Here is a 20,071-nt window from a genome sequence, read left to right as displayed (position 1 = left end):
AAATAGTGTCAAGATATATCTTAGACATAACGCGAGACTTTGATGGAACGTGAAACACGTAGCTCCTCCGGTCGTCGGATGGTCGATAGCGACGAACTCGGCTTGCTGCTCCTTCTGCTATTGGAAAATGGCGAACAGCGACACGGATACGACCTGATAAAGGAGATCAAGAACCGATCCGGGGGCAACTACGCACCCAGCTCTGGAATCGTCTATCCAAGTCTTGCGCTACTGATGAAACAGGACTTGCTGACTTCGGCTGCCCATGACGACCAGCGGCGTGCATACCTGATTACCGAGCAAGGCCAGAAGCATCTGGCCGAGCGTCGCGACGAGGCGCAGGGCGTTCTCGCGAGAATTGAGGCCCTTCGTTTCCGCGGAGCGGATGTATCCGCTGGGCCTGTCGGTCGCGCAATGCAAAGCCTGAAGACCGCGCTTGGTCAGAGGCTGGCTGGCGAACCTGTTCGAGAACTGCAGCTCGACGTCGCGGAAATCATCGATGAGGCGGTACGAAAGATCGAGCGTCTCTGAACAGCGTCGACTGGCCGTGTTCCGCGTCCATTTCAGGTTATTTTTAAGTTTCCCCAAATACGCCATTTACGACCTCGTCATTCTCCTCATTGGACAATTTCGATACCTCCTGAAGCTATCGCGGGCCAAGCCTTGGCCTAGGTCCAGCCAAAGGAGTGAGCATGAGAAGGTCACGGATTTCGGCCGCATTGTTCGCAGCGTCGATCAGTTTCTCATCGGCTTATGCCGAGGACGGCGCGTGGCGAATGGCCAAGCCGATGCCTGTTCCTCAAAGCGAAAATTCGAGCGCTGTACTCGGTGACAAGTGGTACGTAATCGGTGGCATCGACGTGCCTCAAACAGCACCGGTCGGTTCCGTCATTGTCTATGATGTCAAATCCGACAGTTGGTCCCACCTGAAGGATATGCCGGAACCCGCGCACCACACAGCGACCGTCGGACTTGACGGGAAAATATACGTCTTCGGTGGTTTCGTTGGGACGCCTGGCGCAAAGCAGTGGCAGCCAATTGCCGATGCCTTCTCATATGATCCGGCAACTGACGCCTGGACAAAGCTCGCGCCGATGCCCACCGCTCGCGGCTCGGCCGAGGCGGTCGCTTTGAACGGCAAGATTTATGTCATCGGTGGCGCGCACGTTCATGAGCATGGCCGGGAGATGAAAGAGCCGCTGTGGGCGGGCGTTCCAAGCATCGTCGGTACAACAGTTGAAGAGTACGACCCAGCAACAGACACCTGGCGCGAACGTGCGCCGATGCAGGCCGAACGCAACCATTTTCTGGCAGCGGCGGTCAATGGCAAAATCTATGCGATTGATGGCCGCGTTGGACTTCCATTCGTCACGAAGAGCGATGTCACCGACCTTGTGGAAGCATACGATCCAAAAGCGGATACATGGACGTTCAAGGCGCGATCGCCCACCCGGCGTGGCGGTGTGCCGGGTGCTGCCTACAATGGCAAGATTTATGTAACCGGTGGAGAATATCAGGATCCGGAGGGTAAGAGAACCTTCTGGGCATTGGAGGCCTACGATCCGGCGACAGATACCTGGCAGACCCTTCCTCACATGCAGATCGCGCGTCACGGCTTTGTTGCCGGGTTCATCGTTAACGAATTCCATGTAGCTGGCGGATCGTTCCAGTCAGACGGTATGCCGGGTATCAACGCTCAAATGGATACGCACGAGGTTTACACCGTCGCGAAATGATCCAATCGCCCCCCAAACTGTTGTGGTCGAGCAATCTCTGCAACTCGACCACAGACAGGCGCATTGACGAGTTCACGCTCTAGTCAAAAAGGGCTTGCCCTCTTTACGTCTGGCACTGGCTAAAAATCGCCTTGCGGCAGCATCTCAATATTTCCCGCATTGCCTGCCGCCGGCGTTCCGCAAACATCCGAGACAAGCGAGCGGAACCATTGGTGTGCGGGGTGGGTGTGAACTCGCTCATGCCAGACGAGCTTGTAGACCAGCTTCTCGGTCTCGAAAGGTAGATCGCGAACGACCAGTCCGTGCTCCGTCACAAGTGGCCGACCATGCCCGTTCACGAAGCTTTCCGGCACGCAGGTCAAGAGATGGCTTCCAGCAACGATGCGCAACGCATCGGCAAAATGGTTGACCACCACGGCAATCGACCTTGTGCGCCCGTGTAGGCTCAGCCAGCCATCGATCACACCCAAATCCATCCCCGAGGGGGTTACCAGCACATGCGAAGCTGCGACAAACTCGTCTAGGCCCATCTGTTTGCTCAAGGGGTGTCCAGACTGCATCACGCATACGTAGTGGTCCGTCCGAAGACCCTGAACATGAATGTCTCGAGGAAGTGAGGGAAACATGCCGACAGCGCCGTCCAGCGTCCCGCGCTCTATGCCCTCGAGAGAGTTTGCATTGGTGTGAAACGAGAACGCGATCCGGGCATAGGGTGATATGGCGTGTAACTTAAGCGCAATGCCGGACACTGCTTCAGCAGCCAGACTATCCGTGATCGCAATCCGGAAGCTGGTTGGGTCCGTGCGCGGATCGAAGTGTTCAGGTGCGATGGAAGCCCGGATTACTGCGAGGGAACGATGCAATTCAGGCCAAATAGCCAACATCCGGGACGTGGGCTGGACGCCGTTCGCGACCTTCAAGAAAAGCTGGTCGTGCGTCAGCTTTCGTGCGCGCCGAAGCGCGTTGCTGACGGCGGGCTGGCTCATCGACAAACTTGCCGCGGCGCGTGTCACGTTGCCTTCCAGCATAATGGCTTCAATGACCGCGAGAAGGTTTAGATCAAGCCGCATTATTCACCTCGATGATAACAGGTCCACTTAAAACGAAATTGGACCATTCCGGCATTTTCGGCAACTCTATTCAGAAGCCTTAGCAGTGCGCCGCTTCGTAGATTCGGCTGCAGAAAACGACAGGCCAACGTTTGGGAGGATTTATGTAATGAATGACGTCACCGCCGAAGCTCTGACCCCGAAGCTGACCGGCAAGATTGCCCGAGATCGCATCCGGCTCCTGCGCACTCCACGCCCGCCGCAGGGCTTGATTGAGAAGTTCAAGCGTATTCCCGATGCCAGCAGTGTCATTTCCGACGTGATGGACGAACTGGGAATTACCGGCGCGATCGGGGCATCGGTTCTCAAGCCGACCCTGCCAAACGCAAGCATCGTCGGTCCGGCACTCACCGTGCGCAACATCATACAGCGCGAGCACGTCTATGAAACTGCCCGCGACCATGTGAACCGCATGGCAGAATTCGAGGCGCACAATCTAGCGCAGCCTGGCGACGTCATAGTGATCGACGGTGTTGCCGGCATATCCAATATGGGCGGGATCTCTGCGCAGACCGGCAAACGGCAAGGTGAAGCCGGAGCCATCGTGTCTGGCGGGATTCGGGACGTCAGCCATTCACGTCGGGTGGACTATCCGCTCTGGGCAACGGAGATCACGCCGGTCACAGGCAAGTGGCGCATCGAAACGGTGGAGATCAACGGCGATATCCAGATCGCCGGTATCCGCGTCTCGCCTGGAGACATCGTCGTTGCCGATGAAACCGGTGTTTGCTTCATCCCGATCGCCCGAGCTGCAGAAGTATTGGAACGGGCGTTGGCAAAGGCCGCCTTCGAAGAAGAGAAATGCAGCGCGATCGACGCCGGCACCTCGGTTGCCGACCTCCCGAGCAAAGAGTAAATCCATGGCCAGTCTTAACCCAAATCTGCAAATTTCGATCCTTGATGATTACCAGGACGTCGTTCGCACGCTCGACTGCTTCAGCAAGCTTGAGGGTCATGAGGTCACGATCTGGAACGATGCTGTTGCCGACGTAGACGTGTTGGCAGAGCGGCTTGCAGCTGCCGACGTGCTGGTATTGTTGCGAGAGCGGACCAAGGTGGACGAAGCACTCGTCAGCCGTCTGCCAAATCTTAAGCTGATAAGCCAGAATGGTCATGTGCCGCACATCGATCTCGACGCGTGCACGCGGCATGGGGTTCTAGTCTCTTCGGCCCTGACGCCACGACCTTCATACCCCACCGTCGAGTTCACTTGGGGCCTGATCCTGGCGGCGATGCGCAATATACCGTTTGAAAGCGCGGCACTTCGAGCAGGTTCTTGGCAAAGCACAGTCGGGCTCGGGCTGCGCGGCCGGACGCTGGGGATCTATGGCTTTGGCCGCCTTGGCTCGATGGTCGCACGGATCGGAATCGCATTCGGTATGGAGTTGCTGATCTGGGGGCGTCAGGCTTCATTGGAACGGGCGCGAGCGGAGGGCTTTCCGGTGGCGGCGAGCAAACAAGCGCTGTTCGAGCAATCGGACGTGCTCAGCTTGCACCTCCGCCTGAATGCCGACACGAACGGCCTGGTCGGGCTCGACGATCTGACCTTGATGAAGCCGACAGCGCTATTGGTGAATACCAGTCGGGCGGAGTTGATTGAACCGGGGGCGCTCGTCGCCGCGTTGCGCCAGGGCCGCCCCGGAAAAGCGGCGGTCGACGTCTACGAGCAAGAACCGCTGATTGATCCAAGCGACCCTTTGCTGATGCTGCCAAACGCCTTGTGCACACCGCATCTCGGATATGTGGAGCGCGACAACTACGAATTTGCCTATGGCAACGCCTTCGACCAGATCGTGGCTTTTGCACACGGCACACCGATCAATATCCACAATCAAGATGTGCTGGATAGGGAGGACCTGAAATGAACCTGGAGCTTGACGGCAAAGTCGTTCTAGTCACCGGCGGCAGCAAGGGCATTGGTCTCGCCTGCGCTCGCGCATTTGGCACCGAAGGTGCTCGCGTGGCTATCGTATCACGCAGCGCAGAAAACTTGGCCGCCGCCAAGGCGATGCTTGCGGTAGACGGTATCGACGTCACGACCTTCGCCGCGGATCTATCGGATGGGGCGGCAGCGGAGCGAATAGTCGCTGCGGTTGAAGAGCTGCTCGGGCCGATTTCCGTATTGATCAATTCAGCAGGTGGGGCCATGCGGGTGCCCCCGAGCGAACTGACGCCGGACAAGTGGCGCACAGCAATGGACGCAAAATTCTTCACATATATGAACGTCATGGACTTCGTCCTGCCAAGAATGGTTTCGCGTCGCGAGGGTGCGATCGTCAATATCATTGGCACGGGTGGCAAAGTTGCCTCGCCCATTCACATCCCCGGCGGGGCTGCGAACGCGGCTTTGATGCTGGCTTCCGCGGGGCTAGCGGCGGCTTGGGGACATGCCGGCATACGTGTCAATGTCATCAATCCGGGAGCCACGATGACTGACCGGGTGCAAATGTCACTCGCGGCGGAATCGCGCGCCACCGGAAAGTCCCCGGAGGAGCTGCTGCGTCAAAACCAGCAGCGCATACCGCTAGGACGCTACGCCACTACTGGAGAGGTGGCGGATGCGGCGCTTTTTCTCGCTAGCGCCCGAGCATCCTATGTGACCGGCGCGTCCCTTACCATGGACGGAGGGTTGACGCCGATTGTCGTCTGACCGACCCAGCCGGAAAAACCAACATTGGGAGGAGACCAAATGTTCAGTTGGTATCGTGAGCTAACTAAAAGAGAGCGGAGCGCATTTTGGGCATGTTTTGCGGGTTGGGCGGTAGACGCAATGGATGCACAGCTCTTCAGCTTTGTGCTTCCAGTGCTGATTGTCGCCTGGGGAATGACAACTGCGCAGGCGGGCTATCTCGCCACGGCGACACTCCTGTCTGCGGCCGTGGGCGGCTGGGGATGTGGATATCTGGCGGACCGCTTCGGTCGCGTCCGAGTAATGCAGTTCACCATCTTGTGGTTCTCGGTGTTCACATTCATCGCGGGCTTCACGCAGAACTTTGAACAGCTCATTATAGTGCGAGTGCTTCAGGGACTGGGCTTCGGTGGCGAGTGGGCCGCAGGCGCCGTGCTGATGGGCGAGATCATCCGGCCAGCCCATCGCGGCAAGGCGGTGGGCAGCGTTCAAAGTGGCTTCGGCATCGGCTGGAGCGTGGCGGCGATTTTGGCAGGAGTCGTGCTGGCATATGTCCCAGCGGAATATGCGTGGCGAATGCTGCTGATGATTGGCGTTCTACCTGGTTTCCTGGTGCTTTACCTTCGGCGCAAGATCGAGGAGCCGGAGCTCTTTAAGCAGAGCCGCGCTGCGATAAAGGCCTCTGGCCGCGGTCCCGGCCCTGCGGCAATCTTCCGCCCAGGCATGTTGCACGTGACGATCCTGGCATCGCTTCTGGCGTTTGGCGTTATCGGCGTCGGCGGGGCCATCGTCAATTGGCTGCCGACGTTCATGAAGACCGTGCGTCAGCTCTCGCCCGGCGCATCCGGCTACTACGTATTCCTGGTTACGGGTGGTTCCTTCTTCGGCTTTCTGGCAAGTGCCTATCTGTCGGACATGCTCGGCCGGAGGCGGACATTCCAGTTGTTCTTGATCTGCTCATGGCTGGTAACCATTGCCTATATGTTCTTGCCGCTGAAGGGTTGGGGACTGATGCTGATGGGCGTGCCGTTCGGCTTCTTTACCATCGGCAACTATGCAGCGCTGGGTCCGTTTTTCACGGAGCTGTTCCCCACAGCCATTCGCGGTAGCGGTCAGAGCTTCGCATATAATTTCGGCAAGGCGGCGGGGGCTGTCGCGGTGTCCTGCATTGGTATCCTTGCGCAGTGGATCACACTGGCGGAGGCGATCGGGTTGGTCGCCCTCCTTGGTTACAGTGTTGCGATCGTAGCAACATTGCTGCTTCCCGAGACGAATGGGATCAATCTTACGCCGGGATTTGGTGAGGCTGTGGACGAATCCAGTCAGCCAATTGTTGAAGCGAAACAAGTCAGATCATAGGAGAAGCAGGTGACCGAATCGAGAAAGCACCGCAGGAGCGTTACTGCAGAAGGCCTTGCCCACAAGTTCCCAGTGCCGAACGCCTGCAGGATAGGCAGCCTTGTCGTCTCCGGTGCCATCCACGGCGTAGACCCCGTAACCCATGTCATGCCGCAAGACCTAGCAGCTCAATGCGCCCATGTGTTTGCGAACATGAAGGCGATCGTGGAAGCTGCCGGGGGCAGCGTTGAGGACATTATCAAGATGACGGTCTATCTCCGCGACCGCGACAATCGAGGACCGCTGAACGACGAATGGGTGCGAATGTTTCCGGATGCCGAATCTAGGCCAGCCCGTCATTCCCAGCTCTTAATGGTCGAAGGCCCCTCCCTGATCCAGTGCGATTTCATGGCGGTTGTCGACCCCACGGCTGGATAAATTCGCCCAGTATCATTCATCCTGATGATGACCGTTGCCCCAGCACCGAGCTGGAAAGCTATGAAGCGAGTTTTACCGCGGCGCGACGCTTCAGACGGACAAGAAAGAACGGCGGCACGAACCGTTCGTGCGCACGGATGCCACGCGAAATGATCTGCGATCGATAGTTCAGGGAAAACCAGCATGTCTAACAGCCAGCCGATTAATCTTAGCCGCCGTTCACTTCTTATCGCGTCGTGTGCCTGCTTTGGGTGCGCGCTGCCCGGTTCGTTGCTCGCCAGTGCACCATTGGTGAAGGGAGACGCTCCGGGCTTCTACCGCCTGATGGTTGGCGACTACGAGATAACTGCGCTTTCCGACGGCAAGTCCCCACTTGCAGCTATGAAATTGCTACAAGGCGACCCGTCGCGGATCGCCGAAGCACTGAAAAGCAACTTTCTCGCAGAGGAAGTCGTGACCTCCCACAACTCTTTTCTGGTGAATACGGGCGCTAAATTAGTGCTGGTCGACGCTGGCGCAGGCACACTTCTAGGTCCCCACTTTGGGGAACTGTTGAGCAATTTACGGTCCGCGGGCTATCGACCTGAGCAGATTGACGAGGTCCTCCTCACTCACCTGCATGCTGATCATATCGGCGGCTTGATGTCTGGGAATGAGCTTGCTTTCCCGAATGCTACAATTCGTGCAGACAAGCGTGACACTGACTACTGGATGAGTGAGGAAAACAAGCGCGCCGCGCCCGCTGAAGCCAAGCGCTTCTTTGAGGCCAGTACTGCTTCTTTGTCTCCCTACCTGAGAGCGGGCCGGCTGGAGACATTTGAAGGCTCTGCCGATCTTCTACCCGGAGTTCGGTCCCGGCCAGCCTATGGGCACACGCCGGGACATACGATGTACGAAGTGGAGAGCCGAGGTGAGAGGCTTCTCTTGTGGGGCGATATTGTCCATGTAGCCGCGGTGCAGTTCTCCGATCCCAGCGTCACGATCGGATACGACGCCGACAGAGCTGAGGCTGAACAGGAGCACTTCCGCGTTTTTGATGATGTGGCGAAAAACAAGCACTTGATTGGAGGAGCACATCTTCCGTTTCCAGGCCTTGGTCACGTCCGAACAAACGGCGAGAAATCCTACGCCTTTGTGCCGTTTGCTTAGAGGCGGATATGACTTCGATCTGAACGCAGACGTCGTCAAGGAACGATCGTATTCGCGCCAAGCTGCATTGGACAGCTCGCACTCGATCAGATGCTTTCGCTCGCCGTTCCGGCTGCATTCGCAGCCGGCGCGCATAGGATTAGCATGTCAGGAGGACGGCCTACGCCGGAACTAAAATGGGTCTAAAGATCGGAACGCCTAAAGAAGTCGTTGTGGGAGAGGCGCGGGTGGCAATGACTCCCGACAGCGCGCAACAGCTATTGAAGCTTGGATATGAATGCCTGATCGAGGCAGGAGCGGGACGGGAAGCCGGGTTTTCGGATGACGCCTATCGGTCTTCCGGCGTGTCTGTTGTTGATTCCCCAGATGCGCTTTATGCAGCCGTCGATATCATCGCCAAGGTACGCCCTCCGGAATTGCATGAGGCGGAGCGATTGCGCGATGGACAAACGCTCATATCTTTCTTCTATCCGGCCCAAAAAAAAGAGTTGCTCGAACGTTGTCGAGAGAGTGGTGCGAATGTCATCGCAATGGACATGGTACCTCGCATCTCCCGCGCGCAGAAGATGGATGCTCTGTCGTCGATGGCCAATATCGCCGGCTACCGGGCTGTGATTGAGGCCGGCAATAATTTTGGGCGATTCTTCACCGGGCAAGTGACGGCCGCAGGCAAGGTTCCGCCAGCTAAAGTGCTGGTGATAGGCGCTGGCGTTGCCGGCCTTTCGGCGATCGGCACGGCGACCTCGCTTGGGGCGCTTACCTATGCGTTCGATGTGCGCCCGGAAGTCGCCGAGCAGATTGAATCCATGGGGGCGGAGTTCGTTTTTCTTGAATTCGAAACAGCGCAGGATGGCGCGGCCACCGGCGGTTATGCTGCACCATCGTCGCCGGAATTTCGAGACAAGCAGCTTGCCAAGTTCAGAGAACTTGCACCGCAAATGGACATCGTCATCACGACTGCACTGATTCCGGGCCGCGATGCGCCGAAGCTCTGGCTCGGTGACATGGTTGCCATGATGAAGTCGGGATCCGTTGTCGTCGATCTTGCTGCGGAGCGCGGCGGGAACTGCGATCTCACGGTCGCTGATCAAAGGATCGTTTCCGACAATGGCGTTGTCGTCATTGGCTATACTGACTTTCCGAGCCGGATGGCAGCACAGTCCTCAACCCTCTATGCCACCAACATCCGCCACATGATGACGGACCTGACGCCGAACAAGGATGGCAGGCTTAATCACGACATGGGAGATGACGTGATCCGCGGCGCGACTGTAACCTACAAGAGCGAGATCACATTTCCGCCGCCGCCACCAAAAGTGCGGGCAATCGCGCCAGCCAAGTCGAAGAAAAAGGAGCCCGAACTATCGCCTGCCGAAAAGCGCACGCAGGAGCGGGCGATTTTTGCATCGCAGACAAGGAGCCAGGTCGCACTTTTGGCGATCGTCACTCTGCTCATGCTGATTGTCGGAGCGTATGCGCCCGCCAGCTTCATGAACCATCTCGTTGTATTCGTCCTTGCCTGCTTTATCGGCTTCCAGGTTATCTGGAACGTCAGCCATTCACTGCATACGCCGCTGATGGCGGTGACGAACGCGATATCCGGCATCGTTATTCTTGGTGCTTTGCTGCAGATCGGGTCTGGCAGTTTGCTCGTTGATATCCTTGCTGCGCTCTCGGTGCTCATAGCGACGGTGAACATCGTTGGCGGGTTTCTCGTAACACGGCGCATGCTCGCCATGTTCCAAAAGTCGTGATCGGGGATAGAAAATGATTATTGGTGTTGTTTCTGCAGCCTATATCGCTGCTGCTGTACTTCTTATCCTGTCTCTCGGCGGGCTTTCGGGTCAGGAGAGTGCCAAGCGCGCCGGGTGGTATGGCGTCGTCGGAATGGGACTGGCGGTCGCAGCTACGATCCTCGGCCCCGGTGTCGGAAACTCGGTTGTGATCGCGCTCATGATCGCCGGCGGCGCGGTGCTCGGTCACTACGTCGCAAGCCGCGTCCAGATGACGGAGATGCCGCAGTTGGTTGCGGCACTGCACAGCTTCGTAGGTCTGGCTGCCGTATTCATCGGCTTCAACGCCCACATCGAGGCGGCACGTATCGCTGATCTTGGCGAGGAAGCACGCAATATGCTTACGGGTTTTAGCGCCATCCTCGCTCACAAAAGCGCGGCGGAGCTGGCGATCATGCGCATGGAGGTGTTCATCGGCATTTTCGTTGGCGCGGTCACCTTTACCGGTTCGGTCGTAGCCTTCGGCAAGCTTGCGGGTCAGCTGGATGGCAAGGCGAAGAAGCTACCAGGCGGCCATTTGCTAAACGCGGTCGCTGCGATTGCCACGCTGGCACTCCTGGTCATGTACATGGCGGGCGCCGGCGCCTGGACCATAGTGCTGATGATGCTTTTGGCATTCTTCATCGGCTATCACCTGATCATGGGCATCGGCGGTGCCGACATGCCCGTAGTGGTGTCGATGCTCAACAGTTATTCCGGCTGGGCTGCGGCGGCAATCGGCTTCACCCTCGGCAATGATCTCTTGATTGTAGTCGGCGCATTGGTTGGATCATCCGGCGCGATCCTCTCCTACATCATGTGCAAGGCGATGAACCGGTCTTTTATCTCGGTCATTCTGGGAGGCTTTGGCACGACCAGCGGCCCGGCGATGGAAATCGCTGGAGAGCAAATCGAGATCACTACGGATGGCGTGACCGCAGCGCTGAACGACGCTGACAGCGTCATCATCGTCCCTGGCTACGGTATGGCGGTCGCACAAGCACAGCAAGCCGTTTCAGAGCTCGTCCGAAAACTGCGAGCTGCGGGCAAGACTGTCCGTTTCGCGATCCACCCGGTCGCCGGACGACTGCCGGGACACATGAACGTTCTATTGGCAGAAGCCAAGGTGCCGTACGACATCGTCTTGGAAATGGACGAGATCAACGAGGATTTCGTCAACACTGACCTCGTCATCGGTTCCAACGACATCGTCAACCCAGCCGCCCAGGATGATCCGAATAGTCCGATCGCCGGAATGCCGGTGCTCGAAGTTTGGAAGGCCAAGCAGGTCTTCGTGTCGAAGAGAGGTCAAGGCACCGGCTATTCCGGCATCGAGAACCCGCTCTTTTACAAAGACAACACGCGCATGTTCTATGGAGACGCAAAAAAATCGGTGAGTGAGCTTTTAGCTGCTTTGCCTTAATCAATGAGAGCGAACTTTGCTCCGTAGGCGTGAAGCTCGACCGGCTTCAGGGCTACAGACCAGTATCCAAGCCAGCTGATGCCTTAGTAAGAGGCACAGCATCAGCAGGCTTGGCTACAAAGCGGAATCCGACATCGTTGGATTCATATCTCAGAGCCCCGGCTGGGCGAGTTCCCGCTCTAGTATCGCTTGTCAAAGCATGAGAGGCCCGGTTGCCCGGACCTCTCATGATGTTCTCAGAACTGTGGATGGAATTCACTGAAATAGCACGATCTGGCGTTTTCAAGGGATATTGTGCAATGAAAACAATATGGCTATGTCGCCTTTGCGCACGAAATGTCACGAACTTGCCTTCTGTTGAGTCACGATTTCGCGGCGCAAGCAAAGACCCGCCGAAGCGGGTCCCAAATCTAGCTGGCTGCTCTACTTCTTGATCTTCAAGTCGGGTGGGACGTCGCCCACCCTGTAGATCGCCGCCGCCCCAGGCTCCTCGAACACTGGCGTTATGCCGAGAGCCGTCAACGCCTCCTTGACCCGAGCGATGTTCCCCCGCCCTATGGCGTAGTTCCTCAATGTGACGTAGTCCGTCTTGAACTGCTCCAAAGCTGCCTGCGAGATGTAGCGCTGCTTCCTCCGATGCACGGGGTTCGCGGCTTAGAAGGTCTCGATCAGGCCGATGTCCACGATGCGTCGGCTCAGGGCAGCGGAACCGGCGAGTCGCTGAGCGTTCTCAGATAAGCGATCACGTTCAGCCGATCATTTTCATCGGGCGCGCCACGAACGTCCATATTTACGCCCGGCGTTGTGAGTGTAGGCCCGGCGATAAAAATGTTGAGGTCCTCGTAGGTCCATGAACCCTCCCAACCCAACAGGGTTTGGGAGTAACCGCCGAACTTTGTCGAGGCCTTGTTGCGTCCGACAACGTTCCACAAGTTCGGCCCCCTGGTGGGGACATCCTTCACGCGTGTGACATGACAGCCGGAGCAGTTGGAGGCAAAGAACGCCGCGCCCTTTGCCGGGTCACCGTTTGCCACTTTCGCGGAAATCGGCGCGGGCTTCTGAATGACGACGCCGTGAGCCAACAGGTAGTCGGCGATTTCGGCATGATCGTCGTGCCTTGCAAGGTGATAGGGAGTGATGATGCCTGGGAGGCGGGCGGGGTCACCCCGCACCCAGATGGCGTTGACGTCGGCGCCGGCTTCAACGAGTACCTTGACGCAGTCGAGACAGTCGTTGGCGACTGCGAAGTGCAGCATGCGCTCGCCCCGTGCGGCGGCATTAGGATCGGCACCATGCGCCACCAGTAACCGTATAAGATCGGGGGAACCCTTTAGAACGGCAGCAGTAAGAGGTAGGCCAATCGCGGACTCCTTGTGCACGTCGGCCCCGCGGCTTATCAGCAATGCTGCTGCTTCGGGTTGTCCGCTACGAATCGCAAGGATGAGGGGAGTGGCTCCCTTGTCCTGCTCCTCAATATCCGCCCCCGCATCGAGGGCCGCCGCGATAGCAGTCAGGTCGCCGCTCTTGGCCGCCTCGTGCAGCGGACCGCCTTGGCACGTTGCGAAAATGCTCAAGTAGATGAGAGCGCTTCCTACCAGCCCACGCATCGGTCTCTCCCTGGGCTAACTTGGCGGCTGAGATTATATACCCGATCTGCTGGACCGAACAGCCCGGAACGCGTCCGACCAGTTTGGCGGCAGTCATTCGCAATCGCACGAGCGTCGGGGCGAGGTCATTCAAAAAGATCACGAATAATGCTTCATAGGAGCAGGATAGGAAGCCGCCGCCGGACTAGCGGCTGATCTCCGCAAGTCCTCCCGTTTGCACCAGACCGCATCAGACCTTTCTTCACCAAATCGCCCAGTGTCGCGCGAGCTACTCGCGAGGCGGCCTTCTGTCATGCGGTGGCACTTGCTCCATAACCATTCGCGGGTCGCGGGCCGGTATTCCGCCTGCGGGGATAGAAACGGCGTTTCTGGGAATACCGGAAACTATAGCGCCAGGCTCACCGTATTTGCCACGAGGTGATGCAAATTCCGCGCACCATTTTTGGCGGAAGGAAACGTGATCGCGTGGAGGCAAAGCCTTACGGTTTCGTACGCCCGGAACGAGACCGTGCAGACTCGTTGAGTCAAATAGCTTCTGCAAGGTTTTGGGTCGTGGACATCCGGAGAACCTTTCGCCCAGTCAGCATCGCAGTCGGCGCCCGCTATAGGACCGCCTCGACGGTCGTCGATGTCGGCAAGCTGTTGTTGCTGGGTGAATGGCCCGATCATAGGCGGGCGGAGATGGCAGTCCTCGATGCCGTCAACGATTATATGGAGCCGGAAGAGATCCGCAGCGCTTTCCTGGTCGCTGCGGACGAGGCCCACCCGCCGTCTCTGGCATAATCGGCAGGGGGTTGGCAGCGACGGCAGCATGCGCCGAGCGCCGAACCAGGCGCGGTCTGGATGCTGGGAACTACGCCTGGCCTCCTCACGCTCGGGGTCCGTCCTTGTTAAAACCCTGAGCGATGAACTAACCGCAAAATCGCGCAGACATTCCAAGCCGGGAGAGCGGTATGTCGTCACCGACGAGTTCAATTTCGAGGGCCCTCAGCAGGCGCTGCGGGGTATTGTTTCCATCGTTGTAGAGGGTGATTGCCAACGATATCAAATAGTCGTCCGGTTCGTCACGCGTCCGGATGGACCATTCGGTCAACGCCTCGAGGACAACCGTCGGATCAGCATGGAAGAAGCCCTCAGAAAGGCCAGCCATCGCAGCCCCACTTCGCGAGCGGATGATACGCTCCACTAGCGCTCGCAATCGAATTCTAGCCCCTAGAAAATCCGATTCAACTGTTTATTCGATATCGCACGTTCGGCGTTCCTGCTGGTGGCAAGCGTGGTGTGGACAATGACCGCCGCAAGCACTGCTGTTGGTCAACGATATCCAGCGTCGTCTAGTCGGGTGACGAGCTAAAAATTACGGATGTCGCGGCGTGATGTTCTGATTGAGCCGAAATAAGTTTTGCGGATCGAGCCGCGCCTTTAAGCGTGCAAGCCGCTGATATTTTTCCGCGCCATATGCGTCGAGAGCGACGGCAGGCGCGGCGTCGGCCTGCTCATTGATGTAGTTGCCAGTGATTGAGGAATTCGAAAGCGCATTGCCTGCGTCCCGGCCCCACGCAACGCATCGGTCATCATCGGCAGCAGAATCCCAGATAGGCTCCGCAAGCCAGTAATAGCCTGCTCCTCGTCCAGTGTATGCGGTTGCCTCGTCCGAGACATCGGAAACAGCACCTCCGAGCTGCAGCACAGAAATCTCCGAATGCGATGTCGGCGCATTGGCGATCGACTGAAATACGGCATCGACAGCTTCATCTGTGACGTCGAACCAAAATCCTCCCTTGCAGTAGTAGCGTCGAGACCAACGGTATTCCTCGTCGTTGCGGCTTTGCAAGCTAAGATAGGAAACCTCCTTGACGCCCCCGACGCCTCCTTCGGCGAGCGTCCCGAAAGGTGACAGGATCGCATGAGCGACGCTGGCTTCCCCCGTCCATGCCGCAGTGACACTCAAGCCTGTCGTCGTCGCGGTGAAATTCAGCGCAAAGTCGCGCGGTTGTCTCAGTGCGCGGTCGCGCAAAGTCTGCAATGCCTCCCGTCCGTGTGCCGATGGATAGTTCCATTGACCGACGACGACGGAGCCAAGCGAATGCATCTTGAACCTGAAGCGCGTGACGACGCCGAAGTTTCCGCCGCCACCGCGAATTCCCCAGAAAAGCTCCGGGTCCGTGTTTGCACTTACCCACACGATCTCTCCCGCCGCAGTCACGATTTCCGCGCCAAGAAGGCTGTCGATGGTTAGGCCATATCTCCGACTTGCCCAGCCCATGCCGCCGCCCAGGGTCAATCCGGCCACACCCGTATGTGAAACCACCCCGGCTGGCACGACCCAGCCTTCAGGCACGGTCGCGCGGTCAAGGTCCCCTAGCAGTGCTCCGCCTTCGACATCGATCGTGAGCGCTTCGCGGTCGATGGAGATGGCGTTCATTTCTGAAAGATCGAGAACGAGGCCCTCGTCGCAGGTGGAGAAACCCGGAAAGCTGTGGCCGCCACCGCGTACTGCAAGCAGGGAGCCAGATATCGCCGCCGCATGCACAGCCCTCCTGACATCGTCGACACTTTTCGGGCGAACGATCGCAGCGGGATGTCGATCGACGACACCGTTCCATACTCGGCGATACTTGTCGTAATCCTGATGGCCCACAGTGATGACAGGGCATCGGTGGCCACCCGAAGATAGTTCCCTCAGTAGCAAACTAGACATGTTGCGTCCCCCGACGTGGCGCGATCTTTAGTACATTTTGATCTGATCCAGAAGCATCCTCAGCTCGAGAATGCTAGAAGTTGGGAGCTAAAGGAAATACGGAAATAGGATCTTCGAATTGCGCCAAAGCGTGATGCGTTGTTGCGTCTTCGCCGGAACAAAGGCACTCCCTGCCTTTGGCCATCGTCACGTCGCTCAGTCGAGGCTGGCCGGCGAGGAGAACGGCCGGCTGGCGTCCACGACGAAGATGGCCAGCTCATCGAGATCGGTTTTGCCGGCGTTGAACACCTCCATCGGCGTGTCGGCCCCGTGTCCAGTCATGGTCATGCCCGCTTCAGTGTAGGTCACGCCGTGGGGCGTTTTCTGACCGAGCTTGCCGGACAGCACATAGAATGCCTCGGATCCCGGATGCGTATGGATTGTCGACTTGGTGCCGGGCGCTCCACCGGCGTGATTGACGCGCAGCAGATATTCGCTCGCCTTGACCGGCGGGAGGGGGCCGATTTCGGCGACCTTGGTTCCGCCTGGAGTGGACGCATCCTTCGGTCCGAGCGTGAACAGCCAGATCTTGTCCGCAACTTCCCCCACAAGTGAGGTCGGACCCGCGGCGTCCTGGGCATCCTTCAGCGTCGGGAAATTCTCCAGCCGCCAGTACAATGGCCCAGACGGTAGCTCTGTGACCTTCTTCTCAACCACCGGCTTGATGAAGAACTTGTTTTCTTCGGACAATGTGCCTGAAGTCATCAGCCCGAAAGCAGATAGGGAAATCATAAGCGCGCCGATATGGCGTACGCCGTGGGATCGCAGCTTCATGGTTGGTCCTCCTGGTGATGCTTCATTGGCGGGCCGCTCGACAGTGAGTGCGATTTCCTACAATCAGGCGACCATAGGCGATGCGCCGTCCTCCAGTCTCGCATTGTCAAGGCATGGCGATGGCCCCAAGAAGCGCAAATATCGTTGCTCGAATGTCGTGGAGCAGTGACGAGCGGCAATGGCGCGGTTGATGGCAAACACCTGCCCGCCCGCACATCAATGCGGTTTCCCCCTTCGATTGCATTTCCGATTGGTCATTCTACCACAGTTTGGAGGCTGAGGGACCATGTCCACCCAAAATTTCGGCAGATTTGAGTAATGATCGGATGGCGGGAAGCGTCTGATCGAAACCATGCGCATGGCCGGGTTTCCGCTCTGCGCCAAGCCGGCAGCCCTGAAATAGAGCGCGACGCCGCTCTGCCTGTGCGAATCCGTAGTATTAGAGCCGAGTGGGAGTCTCGCGCGCACAGTCCCGACGTTCCGAGGTGCTTGGTTGAATGGCTGGTCCCACCCATTGCGGTCCTTCCGGATCGTGGGATGTGGGGCGGCCTCGCCAATTCGACGCGGGGCGTCGTTGTGACAGCGAGATTGGACGGATTGCAAGTATCTCTTGCTGCATCGGTCGTCGGGACGACGATGGAAGGAAACGACGATGCGTTTTTATCGACGGCTGGCCGAGATGTTCTCGACCTAATCGATAATTGCATCCTCGATGCGCTCGACATGGCGGGTTGAAGAGGTTTGTCTACGGGTGATCTCGCGAGAACTCACGGAGGGCCCTCAATGCGGGCATGAGCCGTTGGCCGGCGTCCGTTAAGCTGTACTCGACACGTAGTGGCAGTTCGCCATAATCCCGCCTCTCTACCAGTCCGTCGATCTCAAGCTCGCGCAGGTGCTGGGTCAGCACTTTCTGCGAGACCGCTGGCATCTCGCGCATCAACTGCGAGCTTCGCATTGACGGTGTCGCGACAAGTCGAAACAAGATGGGTAGCTTCCAGCGGCCCGAGAGCATGCGCAGAACGCGTCCGACGTGAGTCACTGATCCATCCGGGCCGAGGCAAGCAGTTCGATCATGCACATCGATAGGCACTTTAAAGTGCGTAATTGCTTCATCCATCTTGCTGCCCTTTCATCCGATCCAACCCTAACATGGAGATGATGTGATGGATTTGAAACTGGACGGGAAGGTGGCTCTTGTCACGGGGAGCAGTAAAGGCATCGGCGAAGGCATAGCTCGCGGGCTTGCGCGCGAGGGCGCCATCGTCATCATCCACGGTCGCGACGTGGCAAAGACCGAGGAGGTGGCCGAGAGCATCGGCTCGAATGGTGGTCGCGCTTACGCGGTCTCTGGCGACCTGACAAAGGAGGAGGACGTCGGCCGGCTGGTTGAGGAGGCGCGTGCTTTCGAAAGTCGCGTCGATATTGTTGTCAACAATGCCGGCGGCTCCGGCGATGCAGAGGATTGGTCTACGACGAGGTCGGAAACATGGGCGGCAGCTTATGACCGCAACGTGCTTGCGGCCGTCAGGGTGACGGCAAGATTGCTACCTGCCATGCGCCGGGCCCGCTGGGGCAGGGTAGTGAATATCTCGAGCCTCGCGGGGTTGATGCCTCCTGCCGGCCGACCCGACTACGGCGCCGCGAAGGCTGCAATGATCGCCATGACGGCCTCTCTTGCCAAGGCGGTCGCCCTGGATGGGATCACCGCAAACACTGTGTCGCCGGGAACGATCCACAGCGAAAGGCTCGACACCGCATTCCGAGGCGCCGCCGAGCGACAGGGTCTCGCGATAGACGCGTCCTGGAAAGAAATCGAACGGCAGGTGCTTACAAGCTTCGCGCAGGTTGCGGCCGGGCGCGTTGGGACGCTTGAGGAAATCGCCGACGCCGTCTGCTTTCTCGTGAGTCCGCGTGCCGGCTATATCACTGGCGCAAATCTGAGGATTGATGGGGGCATGTGGCCAGGGCTCTAGGCCGTTTGTGATGAACGCCGTCCGCGGGCGCAAGCACCATGACGGCGCGGCGAGGAACCGGCAGTCGGGATCTTGCTTCGGCCTGCAGGTCGGTGGGAGTTGCTAGCGGACTTCAATGTCATATCTACATGGCCGGCATCACGCGCGCGTTCAGTCGTAAGTCCCCAAATCAATGAGGTACAGGAATGAGCCGAATTTTCATTACCGGATCCATGGACGGATTAGGAGCCGGAGCGGCTCAAGCCTTGATCGGAGAAGGGCATGATGTCCTCCTCCATTCGCGGTCGAAAGAAAGAGCATCTGCGGCCGGAGCATTCTCGTCGAAGGCATTGGGCGTCGTGCTTGGTGATCTCTCGAGGGCGAGGGACCTCCGTTCGATCGCGGACCAGGTAAATGCTCATGGTCCAATGGACGCGATCATTCACAACGCGGGCGTCTACCAGGAGCCGAGGCGAGGCGACACGCCCGAGGGACATTCGACGATCCTTGCGGTGAACACCATTGCTCCATACGTGCTGACCGCGTTTATCGACCGGCCAACGAGACTGATCTACCTCAGCAGCGGGATGCACAAGAGCGGCGGCAGTTCGCTCGACGATATCGACTGGACGTCCCGGTCATGGAGTGCCGGTCAGGCATATTCCGAGAGCAAGCTGCACGTGGCTACCATCGCGGCAGTCGTCGCACGTCATTGGCCGGACGTGGTCAGCAGTGCGGTCGATCCCGGCTGGGTGCCGACCAGGATGGGCGGAAAGGGCGCACCCGACGACTTGGAAAAAGGCCACCTCACTCAGACATGGCTTGCTGTAAGCGACGACGCCGAGGCGAAAGTGAGCGGCCGCTACTGGTATCATCGGCGACCGCAACAAGCTGCATCAGCCGTAGGCGATCCTGATTTTCAGGAAAGATTGATTGCAAAGCTTTCAGAACTGACAGGAGTCATTCTGTTTTGACGGGCATGTCAGCGCGTCTCGTTCGAGAGCCGGCTGACTACAAGCAGATTTGCAAGGAAAGCCTCATCGATGCCTCATCAACACTACCACGACCACGATCATGAGCACGGGCATGGCCACGGGCTCGGCCATGTTCATGCCCCTGCAAATTTCGGAAAGGCCTTTGCGATTGGCGTGGCTTTAAATGCGGCCTTCGTCGTCCTTGAGGTTGTCTACGGCCTTGCCAGCAATTCCGTGTCTCTGCTCGCCGACGCCGGTCATAACCTCTCCGACGCACTTGGGCTGGGTGTCGCATGGGCGGCGATCATCCTTGCAAAGCGCAGGCCGACCAAGCGCTTCACATTCGGCCTCGGCGGTACGTCGATCCTCGCGGCATTGTTCAACGCAGTCTTTCTGCTGGTGGTGGTCGGTGGTTTGACGTGGGAGGCGA

21 protein-coding genes are annotated in these 20,071 nt (G+C 58.3%); 14 read left to right on the top strand and 7 right to left on the bottom strand.

Going from position 1 to position 20,071, the window contains the following annotated elements; translation table 11 throughout:
- The first annotated feature begins 42 nt into the window (after window positions 1-42).
- Together CPY51_RS00110 and CPY51_RS00105 are read left to right on the top strand one after the other, a co-directional pair.
- On the top strand, window positions 43-531 hold the full coding sequence (locus tag CPY51_RS00110; RefSeq protein ID WP_111158038.1) for a PadR family transcriptional regulator: 489 nt from the start codon (window positions 43-45) through the stop codon (window positions 529-531).
- A gap of 245 nt (window positions 532-776) precedes the next feature.
- Window positions 777-1,736, top strand: a complete 960-nt coding sequence (locus CPY51_RS00105; RefSeq protein ID WP_195909373.1) for a Kelch repeat-containing protein — start codon at window positions 777-779, stop codon at window positions 1,734-1,736.
- A 119-nt stretch (window positions 1,737-1,855) separates the two neighbouring features.
- Here CPY51_RS00105 and CPY51_RS00100 read toward each other — a convergent pair whose 3' ends face one another.
- A complete protein-coding gene (locus CPY51_RS00100) occupies window positions 1,856-2,806 on the bottom strand; it encodes a LysR family transcriptional regulator (RefSeq protein WP_111158036.1) in 951 nt (316 codons plus the stop codon).
- Window positions 2,807-2,954: 148 nt separating this feature from the next.
- On the opposite strand from CPY51_RS00100, the gene CPY51_RS00095 reads away from it, so the two are divergent.
- The 8 genes from CPY51_RS00095 (at window position 2,955) to CPY51_RS00060 (ending at window position 11,594) form a co-directional block, all read left to right on the top strand.
- The gene (locus tag CPY51_RS00095; protein WP_111158035.1) at window positions 2,955-3,701 is read left to right on the top strand and encodes an RraA family protein; all 747 of its coding nucleotides are present in this window, start codon (window positions 2,955-2,957) and stop codon (window positions 3,699-3,701) included.
- Window positions 3,676-4,710, top strand: coding sequence for a D-2-hydroxyacid dehydrogenase family protein (locus CPY51_RS00090; protein WP_338049375.1), 1,035 nt, complete (start codon window positions 3,676-3,678; stop codon window positions 4,708-4,710). Before CPY51_RS00095 ends, CPY51_RS00090 begins: the two co-directional genes overlap by 26 nt.
- Entirely contained in the window at window positions 4,707-5,495 is a 789-nt protein-coding gene (locus CPY51_RS00085) for an SDR family oxidoreductase (RefSeq protein ID WP_111158034.1), read from the top strand. Before CPY51_RS00090 ends, CPY51_RS00085 begins: the two co-directional genes overlap by 4 nt.
- A 120-nt stretch (window positions 5,496-5,615) precedes the next feature.
- Window positions 5,616-6,833 carry an MFS transporter gene (locus CPY51_RS00080; RefSeq protein WP_244598377.1) on the top strand — a complete coding sequence of 406 codons (1,218 nt, stop codon included), beginning with the start codon at window positions 5,616-5,618 and terminating at the stop codon, window positions 6,831-6,833.
- Between the two features lie 9 nt (window positions 6,834-6,842).
- Window positions 6,843-7,250 (top strand): RidA family protein, encoded by a 408-nt coding sequence (locus CPY51_RS00075; RefSeq protein ID WP_111158032.1) that lies wholly within the window; start codon window positions 6,843-6,845, stop codon window positions 7,248-7,250.
- Window positions 7,251-7,433: 183 nt separating this feature from the next.
- Window positions 7,434-8,399, top strand: coding sequence for an MBL fold metallo-hydrolase (locus CPY51_RS00070; RefSeq protein WP_111158031.1), 966 nt, complete (start codon window positions 7,434-7,436; stop codon window positions 8,397-8,399).
- Window positions 8,400-8,575: 176 nt separating this feature from the next.
- Complete coding sequence (locus CPY51_RS00065; RefSeq protein ID WP_111158030.1) at window positions 8,576-10,153, top strand: Re/Si-specific NAD(P)(+) transhydrogenase subunit alpha; 1,578 nt, start codon at window positions 8,576-8,578, stop codon at window positions 10,151-10,153.
- Between the two features lie 13 nt (window positions 10,154-10,166).
- Window positions 10,167-11,594, top strand: coding sequence for an NAD(P)(+) transhydrogenase (Re/Si-specific) subunit beta (locus CPY51_RS00060; protein WP_111158029.1), 1,428 nt, complete (start codon window positions 10,167-10,169; stop codon window positions 11,592-11,594).
- 423 nt (window positions 11,595-12,017) lie between these two features.
- Here CPY51_RS00060 and CPY51_RS00055 read toward each other — a convergent pair whose 3' ends face one another.
- Together CPY51_RS00055 and CPY51_RS00050 are read right to left on the bottom strand one after the other, a co-directional pair.
- Entirely contained in the window at window positions 12,018-12,236 is a 219-nt protein-coding gene (locus CPY51_RS00055) for a hypothetical protein (protein ID WP_111158028.1), read from the bottom strand.
- A 53-nt stretch (window positions 12,237-12,289) separates the two neighbouring features.
- Entirely contained in the window at window positions 12,290-13,201 is a 912-nt protein-coding gene (locus tag CPY51_RS00050) for an ankyrin repeat domain-containing protein (protein ID WP_111158027.1), read from the bottom strand.
- A gap of 552 nt (window positions 13,202-13,753) precedes the next feature.
- Here CPY51_RS00050 and CPY51_RS32640 point away from each other — a divergent pair.
- The gene (locus CPY51_RS32640) at window positions 13,754-13,984 is read left to right on the top strand and encodes a DUF982 domain-containing protein (RefSeq protein WP_195909372.1); all 231 of its coding nucleotides are present in this window, start codon (window positions 13,754-13,756) and stop codon (window positions 13,982-13,984) included.
- 127 nt (window positions 13,985-14,111) lie between these two features.
- On the opposite strand, the gene CPY51_RS00040 is transcribed toward CPY51_RS32640, so the two are convergent.
- From CPY51_RS00040 to CPY51_RS00020, 4 genes are all read right to left on the bottom strand, one after another.
- Complete coding sequence (locus CPY51_RS00040; RefSeq protein WP_111158025.1) at window positions 14,112-14,351, bottom strand: hypothetical protein; 240 nt, start codon at window positions 14,349-14,351, stop codon at window positions 14,112-14,114.
- Between the two features lie 207 nt (window positions 14,352-14,558).
- On the bottom strand, window positions 14,559-15,902 hold the full coding sequence (locus tag CPY51_RS00035) for an FAD-binding oxidoreductase (protein WP_111158024.1): 1,344 nt from the start codon (window positions 15,900-15,902) through the stop codon (window positions 14,559-14,561).
- A gap of 195 nt (window positions 15,903-16,097) precedes the next feature.
- Window positions 16,098-16,715, bottom strand: coding sequence for a cupin domain-containing protein (locus CPY51_RS00030; RefSeq protein ID WP_111158023.1), 618 nt, complete (start codon window positions 16,713-16,715; stop codon window positions 16,098-16,100).
- A gap of 745 nt (window positions 16,716-17,460) precedes the next feature.
- Window positions 17,461-17,832: a winged helix-turn-helix transcriptional regulator gene (locus CPY51_RS00020; protein ID WP_111158021.1), complete on the bottom strand. Its 372-nt coding sequence runs from the start codon at window positions 17,830-17,832 to the stop codon at window positions 17,461-17,463.
- Between the two features lie 46 nt (window positions 17,833-17,878).
- Here CPY51_RS00020 and CPY51_RS00015 point away from each other — a divergent pair, with 46 nt between their 5' ends.
- From CPY51_RS00015 to CPY51_RS00005, 3 genes are all read left to right on the top strand, one after another.
- On the top strand, window positions 17,879-18,688 hold the full coding sequence (locus tag CPY51_RS00015) for an SDR family NAD(P)-dependent oxidoreductase (RefSeq protein ID WP_111158020.1): 810 nt from the start codon (window positions 17,879-17,881) through the stop codon (window positions 18,686-18,688).
- Window positions 18,689-18,873: 185 nt separating this feature from the next.
- Window positions 18,874-19,641, top strand: coding sequence for an SDR family NAD(P)-dependent oxidoreductase (locus CPY51_RS00010; RefSeq protein ID WP_111158019.1), 768 nt, complete (start codon window positions 18,874-18,876; stop codon window positions 19,639-19,641).
- A gap of 69 nt (window positions 19,642-19,710) precedes the next feature.
- Window positions 19,711-20,071: cation diffusion facilitator family transporter (locus tag CPY51_RS00005; RefSeq protein ID WP_146260059.1), on the top strand; the 361-nt coding region annotated here is incomplete at its 3' end.

Origin of the sequence: Arminella tubonensis, from assembly GCF_003240585.1 — a bacterium.
In the GTDB taxonomy this organism is placed as follows: Bacteria; Pseudomonadota; Alphaproteobacteria; order Rhizobiales; family Rhizobiaceae; genus Rhizobium; species Rhizobium tubonense.
Note: the sequence above shows the minus strand (reverse complement) of the source record. Positions and strands in the feature narration are given on the sequence as shown.

Excerpts from the sequence above, each read along its gene's own strand:
- CPY51_RS00040 (WP_111158025.1), bottom strand. The coding sequence starts at position 14,351 with ATGGCTGGCCTTTCTGAGGGCTTCTTCCATGCTGATCCGACGGTTGTC.
- CPY51_RS00085 (WP_111158034.1), top strand. The coding sequence starts at position 4,707 with ATGAACCTGGAGCTTGACGGCAAAGTCGTTCTAGTCACCGGCGGCAGC.
- CPY51_RS00035 (WP_111158024.1), bottom strand. The coding sequence starts at position 15,902 with ATGTCTAGTTTGCTACTGAGGGAACTATCTTCGGGTGGCCACCGATGC.
- CPY51_RS00095 (WP_111158035.1), top strand. The coding sequence starts at position 2,955 with ATGAATGACGTCACCGCCGAAGCTCTGACCCCGAAGCTGACCGGCAAG.
- CPY51_RS00030 (WP_111158023.1), bottom strand. The coding sequence starts at position 16,715 with ATGAAGCTGCGATCCCACGGCGTACGCCATATCGGCGCGCTTATGATT.
- CPY51_RS00015 (WP_111158020.1), top strand. The coding sequence starts at position 17,879 with ATGGATTTGAAACTGGACGGGAAGGTGGCTCTTGTCACGGGGAGCAGT.
- CPY51_RS00010 (WP_111158019.1), top strand. The coding sequence starts at position 18,874 with ATGAGCCGAATTTTCATTACCGGATCCATGGACGGATTAGGAGCCGGA.
- CPY51_RS00105 (WP_195909373.1), top strand. The coding sequence starts at position 777 with ATGGCCAAGCCGATGCCTGTTCCTCAAAGCGAAAATTCGAGCGCTGTA.
- CPY51_RS00020 (WP_111158021.1), bottom strand. The coding sequence starts at position 17,832 with ATGGATGAAGCAATTACGCACTTTAAAGTGCCTATCGATGTGCATGAT.
- CPY51_RS00080 (WP_244598377.1), top strand. The coding sequence starts at position 5,616 with ATGGATGCACAGCTCTTCAGCTTTGTGCTTCCAGTGCTGATTGTCGCC.
- CPY51_RS00065 (WP_111158030.1), top strand. The coding sequence starts at position 8,576 with ATGGGTCTAAAGATCGGAACGCCTAAAGAAGTCGTTGTGGGAGAGGCG.
- CPY51_RS00050 (WP_111158027.1), bottom strand. The coding sequence starts at position 13,201 with ATGCGTGGGCTGGTAGGAAGCGCTCTCATCTACTTGAGCATTTTCGCA.
- CPY51_RS00060 (WP_111158029.1), top strand. The coding sequence starts at position 10,167 with ATGATTATTGGTGTTGTTTCTGCAGCCTATATCGCTGCTGCTGTACTT.
- CPY51_RS00110 (WP_111158038.1), top strand. The coding sequence starts at position 43 with ATGGAACGTGAAACACGTAGCTCCTCCGGTCGTCGGATGGTCGATAGC.
- CPY51_RS00100 (WP_111158036.1), bottom strand. The coding sequence starts at position 2,806 with ATGCGGCTTGATCTAAACCTTCTCGCGGTCATTGAAGCCATTATGCTG.
- CPY51_RS00070 (WP_111158031.1), top strand. The coding sequence starts at position 7,434 with ATGTCTAACAGCCAGCCGATTAATCTTAGCCGCCGTTCACTTCTTATC.